The sequence below is a fragment of the Streptomyces atriruber genome (assembly GCF_001418325.1).
Lineage (GTDB): Bacteria > Actinomycetota > Actinomycetes > Streptomycetales > Streptomycetaceae > Streptomyces > Streptomyces atriruber.
In genome coordinates this window covers 1-5964 of the sequence record NZ_LIPN01000429.1, presented here as the reverse complement: position 1 = coordinate 5964, position 5964 = coordinate 1, and the positions used below count along the sequence as shown (strand labels likewise).

At 73.3% G+C, this 5964-nt stretch carries 5 protein-coding genes; 3 read left to right on the top strand and 2 right to left on the bottom strand.

Annotation, left to right across the window (positions count from 1 at the left end):
* Window positions 1-533: 533 nt before the first annotated feature.
* Entirely contained in the window at window positions 534-947 is a 414-nt protein-coding gene (icmB, locus tag AOK03_RS34785) for a coenzyme B12-dependent isobutyryl CoA mutase small subunit (RefSeq protein ID WP_055569378.1), read from the top strand.
* A gap of 169 nt (window positions 948-1116) precedes the next feature.
* Here the strand turns inward: icmB and AOK03_RS34780 are convergent, their stop codons facing one another.
* Together AOK03_RS34780 and AOK03_RS34775 are read right to left on the bottom strand one after the other, a co-directional pair.
* Window positions 1117-2880: a DUF5691 domain-containing protein gene (locus AOK03_RS34780; RefSeq protein WP_425264443.1), complete on the bottom strand. Its 1764-nt coding sequence runs from the start codon at window positions 2878-2880 to the stop codon at window positions 1117-1119.
* Entirely contained in the window at window positions 2763-4166 is a 1404-nt protein-coding gene (locus tag AOK03_RS34775) for an SWIM zinc finger family protein (protein WP_055569377.1), read from the bottom strand. The genes AOK03_RS34780 and AOK03_RS34775 overlap by 118 nt, the downstream gene beginning before the upstream one ends.
* A 153-nt stretch (window positions 4167-4319) precedes the next feature.
* On the opposite strand from AOK03_RS34775, the gene AOK03_RS34770 reads away from it, so the two are divergent.
* Window positions 4320-5504 (top strand): ATP-binding protein, encoded by a 1185-nt coding sequence (locus tag AOK03_RS34770; protein ID WP_055569379.1) that lies wholly within the window; start codon window positions 4320-4322, stop codon window positions 5502-5504.
* Window positions 5501-5964: DUF5682 family protein (locus AOK03_RS34765; protein WP_244177865.1), on the top strand; the 464-nt coding region annotated here is incomplete at its 3' end. The genes AOK03_RS34770 and AOK03_RS34765, both read left to right, overlap by 4 nt.

Here is a 5964-nt window from a genome sequence, read left to right as displayed (position 1 = left end):
AGATGTGTATAAGAGAACGGGGGTGGGCGCGCGGGGAGTGGGGCGAGGCCGAGGATTCTCGGCAGCAGCGAGCCGAGCGGGCGAAAGGGGCGGGTCCCTGTGAGCGGCATCGTCGACCTCCCGATTGGCGCACGGAAGGACGTCTCTGTCCCCCGTGTGCCCTAGGGGGAGTCGTGGCCGAGGAGACGGCTGTGCGATGGCGATCCCGGCCACCGTTCAGTGGTGACCCCGTGCCCCCGTTGCATCGCCGATGTGCGGAATCACCATGCCGTGCGGCTGCCGGCATGGTGTCCCGGCGTCTCGTTGCGGCTCCCCTCGCGCCTGGTCCGGAAGCGGAGCGTGAACCCCTCGGTTACGGATGGGCGCGCAGCGAACGTGTCCCACGTGTGATTTCCCCCTCGCTCTCCACCGTGAAACTGCCGCTTGCGCGATGCTGGGGATAACGTTCGTTCACTTCCCCGGCCGGTGCGGTGCGGGGTATCTGTGCCGGGACAGACTGTTGTCGGTACGGATATCGGTACATGGAGGCAGTGATGGGTGTGGCAGCCGGGCCGATCCGCGTGGTCGTCGCGAAGCCGGGGCTCGACGGGCACGACCGCGGGGCCAAGGTCATCGCGCGGGCGTTGCGTGACGCCGGTATGGAGGTCATCTACACCGGGCTGCACCAGACGCCCGAGCAGGTGGTGGACACGGCGATCCAGGAGGACGCCGACGCGATCGGCCTCTCCATCCTGTCGGGGGCGCACAACACGCTGTTCGCGCGCGTGCTGGAGCTTCTGAAGGAGCGGGACGCGGAGGACATCAAGGTGTTCGGCGGCGGCATCATCCCTGAGGCGGACATCGCGCCGCTCAAGGAGAAGGGTGTCGCGGAGATCTTCACGCCCGGGGCCACCACCACGTCGATCGTGGAGTGGGTCCGGGGGAACGTGCGCCAGGCCGCCGTCTGACCTTCTCGTCCGACCTCCTCCGGTTCGGTTGTACGTGCGGGGGCGCGGGGCCGCGGGCGTGTGTCCGTACTCGCCGCCCCTGCGCCTGCCCCTGCGTCACGGGTGCCACAGGGGTTGCGCGTGCCACAGGCATCACGCGTGCCCCCGCGCACCACGCGTGCCCCGCGCTTTACGGCGGCGGGAGTTCGTCGCGTATCGCTGCGCGGAGGCGCAGGGTGGTCACCAGGCGCTGGAACGCCTCCGACCAGTAGCCGACCGCGCCCGGGGAGGCGTTCTCCGGCTCGTCGGGGATCGCGGTGAGCGCGTCCAGACGGACCGCCTCCGACGGGTCGAGGCAGCGCTCCGCGAGGCCCATCACACCGCTGAAGCTCCAGGGGTAACTGCCCGCGTCCCGGGCGATGTTCAGGGAGTCCACCACCGCGCCGCCCAGCGGCCCGGCCCAGGGGACCGCGCAGACGCCGAGCAGTTGGAACGCCTCCGACAGGCCGTGCGCCGCGATGAAACCGGCCACCCAGTCCGCCCGTTCGGCGGCGGGCAGCGAGGCGAGGAGCTTGGCGCGCTCGGCGAGCGACACGGCGCCCGGGCCCGCGGCGTCGGGTGACGCGGGGGTGCCGAGCAGCGCCCTGGACCAGGCCACGTCCCGTTGGCGTACCGCCGCACGGCACCACGCGGCGTGCAGTTCGCTCCGCCAGTCGTCGGCCACCGGGAGCGCCACGATCTCGGTCGGTGTGCGATTGCCGAGCCGGGGCTGCCAGGTGGCGAGCGGGGCCGATTCCACCAGCTGACCGAGCCACCAGGAGCGTTCGCCGCGGCCGGTGGGGGGCTTCGGGGTGACGCCGTCCCGCTCCATGCCCGCGTCGCACTCGTGCGGCGCCTCCACCGTGAGGGTCGGTGTGTCGGAGGTGTGGTCGACGGCCACGCAGGAGGCCGCGCGGGTCGACATCCGGCCGGCCAGGGCCGAGTCGGGGAGGGCGGACAGCAGCTCCGCCGCCGTGCAGCGGACGTTGCGACTGCGGTCGGTGAGGGCCTGCTCCAGGAACGGCTCGTCCTCGGAGGACAGGCCGGTGCGCAGGGAGTCGAGGAACATCAGGCGGTCCTCCGCCCGCTCCGTCGACCACGTGGACGTGAGCAGGTCCAGGGCCGCGCGGGCGTCGTGCGCGCGCAGCGCGGTGAGCAGGGCGACGCGCTCGGCGAAGAGGCCCTCCTCCCACAGCTGTTGGACCTTCGGGGCGTCATCGGTGGGCGGGAGCGCCACGCCGCCTCCCGGGGTGGCGCGGAGCGCGAACTTCCAGTCGGGGTTCAGGCGGGCCAGCCACAGGGCCCGGGGGCCCGCGAAGGTGAGGGCCTGGGGGCGCAGGTCCGTGCGGCCGCGTGCCGCGTTCAGGAGCGCGGGCAGCAGCTCTGGCGGGGCGCCGTACCCCCGCGCGTTGGCCAGGGCCAGCCACTGGGGCAGGAGTTCCATCAGGTCGGGGGCCGCGCCCCTGCGACCGCCGCCGGTGCCGGGCTGATCGGTGAGCAGCGTGGCGAGCCTGCGCCGGGCCGCAGGGGGCACCGGTGGCCTGGGGTCGTGCGCCGCGGGCTCGGGCGGTGCGGCGGCCGGGGCCGGGCGCAGCCCTGCCCTGCGGCGGACCGTCTGCAGCGCCGCCGCGTCCAGGAGCGCGATCGGTGCCTCCATGCCGCGGGTGTGCACGGCGGGCGGCAGTGCACGGCGCTCGGTGCCCAGCAAGGCCGCCGTGACCAGGTCCTCCCAGGAGGGGCGGGCGGTGGCCGGAGCGGGATGTGCCGTGGGTGGGGTGGTTTCCTGTGGTGCGTTCGTCAGCACAGCGACACCGTCTCTCCTGAGTCCTTCTCTCCTGAGACCTGGTCTTCCGGGCCCTTGTCCCCCGAGCCCTTCGGCCAGGCCGCCAGTGGTGTGAAGCCCTGGTGGCCGCATTCGCCGAACACCGTCAGCGGTGCGCCGCCGGAGAGGGCGACCAGACGCCACAGGCCCGGCCGGGACACGGCGGACGGCGCGAGGGGGAGGGCCGAGCCGTCTCTCGGATCAGCCAGTTGCCAGGAGTCCTGTGCCCGGGTCGGTATCACCTCGGCGAGCGTCACCGGCCAGGACTCCAGCCAGGGGTCATCCTTGAGCGCCGCGCCGTAGCGGGCGGCGGCCTCTGCGGGGCGCACGCCCGGCGGCCGTTGTGTGGTGGGTCTCGGCGCCGTGAACTGCTCGCCCAGGTCCGCCCGCAGCTGCCCCGCGCCCGGATATCCGGTCACCTCGGCATCGAGCACCAGGCCCACCGGCAGGGCGAGCGCGGGCGCACGGCCCGCTGCCCCGTAGGAGAGGAGGAGCGCGGTGCGGCCGGAGTCCGTGCCGTACAGCCATATGCGGCGCGTGGTGAGTCTGCTGTCCGCCGTGTCGTACTGCGCGAGGACCAGCCAGCGGTCCCGCACCGGCGGGCCCTCCGGACGGCTCGGCAGGCCGACCCGGGAACGGACCGTGGCCGCCAGCCCGGCCGGCAGCCGGTCGCGGTGGAGCCAGCCCCGGTCGAGCAGGTGGAGCAGCGCACACTCCTCCAGGAGGCGCACGGGCCAGCCGGATCCCGAGGACGGTATGGCACCCAACTCGCGCACTCTCGCGGCCAGTCCGGGGGCCTGCGCGTCGACCATGCGGGCCGCCGTCTCCTCCCACAAGCCGTACCCCGACTGTTCGGCCGATGCCGTGCCGCCGCGGAGCAGGTCGGACAGGCGCTGCTCCAGCTCCGTCACCCCCGCGGTGATGCGCTCGGCCCGCTTCTCCGTCCTCTTGCGCGCCGCCTCAGGGTCGGCCGAGGCGGCGGCGGTGGGCGCCGTGGCCGAACTCCGCTTGGTCTCCGCTCTTTTGCGGCGCGTCGCCAGCCACTCCTCGGCCCAGGCAGGCGGCTCGCCGCCCGTCGGCACGGTGCCGTCCGCGCCCGCCCAGACCAGCAGCAGCCCCAGCGCGTGCTTGCACGGGAACTTGCGGCTCGGGCAACTGCACTTGTACGCCGGGCCCGCCGAGTCCGCGATGTCGACGACCGTTTGATACGGCTTGCTGCCACTGCCCTTGCACAGCCCCCACACCGTCCCCTCGTCAGAACTGCCCGCCTCCGACCAAGGGTCGGCGACGCCGAGTTTGCTTCCCGCCTTGCGTGACGGGGCGTCAGGAGCCAGTGCGAGCACCTGATCCGCCGTCCAGCGCACCCCCTGCTGAGTCATGTCTCGAAGGTAGGTGCCACCACTGACAATCGGTTCGGGCCCGGGTGTTCTCGCAGGTCAGAGAAGGGCGAAGGCCGATTGTCAGTGGCGTGGTGCACGGTGGGAACAGTTCCGGGCCAGATGCGTCCGGACGAGCTGGAGGGGGATCGCTCCATGACCGTTTCCGTCGACTCGACGACGTCCGCGACCGCGAATCCGCCGGTGCCCGCGCCCGGTTCCGGTTCGGGCTCCGGTTCCGGTTCCGGTTCCGCCGACGGTGCGCAGACGCTCCGGCCGCACGCCGAGGACGCCTTCGCCGCCGAACTGGCCGCGCTGGCCGCTCAGGACGACCGGCCGCGTCCGCAGCGCTGGAAGCTCTCGCCGTGGGCCGTCGCCACCTATCTGCTCGGCGGGACCCTGCCCGACGGCACAGTGATCACGCCGAAGTACGTGGGACCGCGCCGCATCGTCGAGGTCGCCGTCACCACCCTCGCCACCGACCGCGCCCTGCTCCTGCTCGGCGTGCCCGGCACCGCCAAGACGTGGGTGTCCGAGCACCTCGCGGCCGCGGTCAGCGGTGACTCGACGCTGCTCGTGCAGGGCACGGCGGGCACACCGGAGGAAGCGATCCGGTACGGCTGGAACTACGCCCAGCTGCTCGCCCACGGCCCGAGCCGCGACGCGCTCGTGCCCAGCCCCGTCATGCGGGCGATGGCCGAGGGCATGACGGCGCGCGTCGAGGAACTGACCCGCATCCCGGCGGACGTGCAGGACACGCTGATCACGATCCTGTCGGAGAAGACGCTGCCCATCCCGGAGCTGGGGCAGGAGGTGCAGGCCGTGCGCGGCTTCAACCTCATCGCCACGGCCAACGACCGCGACCGCGGCGTCAACGACCTGTCGAGCGCCCTGCGTCGCCGCTTCAACACCGTGGTCCTGCCGCTGCCGGAGAGCGCCGACGCCGAGGTCGACATCGTCTCGCGCCGCGTCGACCAGCTCGGCCGCTCCCTCGACCTGCCCGCGGGCCCCGAGGGCATCGACGAGATCCGCCGGGTCGTCACCGTCTTCCGAGAACTGCGCGACGGCGTCACGGCGGACGGGCGTACGAAGCTGAAGTCGCCCAGCGGCACGCTGTCCACGGCCGAGGCGATCTCCGTCGTCACCAACGGTCTTGCTCTGGCGGCCCACTTCGGAGACGGCGTCCTGCGTCCCGGCGACGTCGCGGCAGGCATCCTCGGCGCAGTCGTCCGCGACCCGGCGGCGGACCGGGTGATCTGGCAGGAGTATCTCGAAGCGGTCGTGCGCGAGCGCGACGGCTGGAAGGACTTCTACCGCGCGTGCCGAGAGGTGAGCGCATGACGAGGGCGCAGGAGCCGCTGCTGCTCGGGGTGCGGCACCACGGTCCCGGCTCGGCGCGTGCCGTGCGGGCCGCGCTGGAGGCGGGGCGGCCCGACGTCCTCCTCGTGGAGGGGCCGCCGGAGGCCGACGCCCTGGTGGAGCTCGCCGCGGACGAGGGGATGCGGCCCCCGGTCGCGCTGCTCGCGCACGTGGCGGACGAGCCGGGCCGTTCGGCGTTCTGGCCGCTCGCCGGATTCTCGCCGGAATGGGTCGCCATCCGGTGGGCCCTCCGGAACGGGGTGCCGGTGCGCTTCATCGACCTGCCTGCGGCGCACTCGCTCGCCCTCCGTGCCGAGGACGAGGACGAGGGGGACCGGGAGAGCGACGAGGAGGATCGGGAGAGCGACGAGGGGGACCGGGAGGGCCGGAGCGGGGACGAGAAGGGCGTGCGGGTCGACCCTCTCGGCGTCCTCGCCGAGAC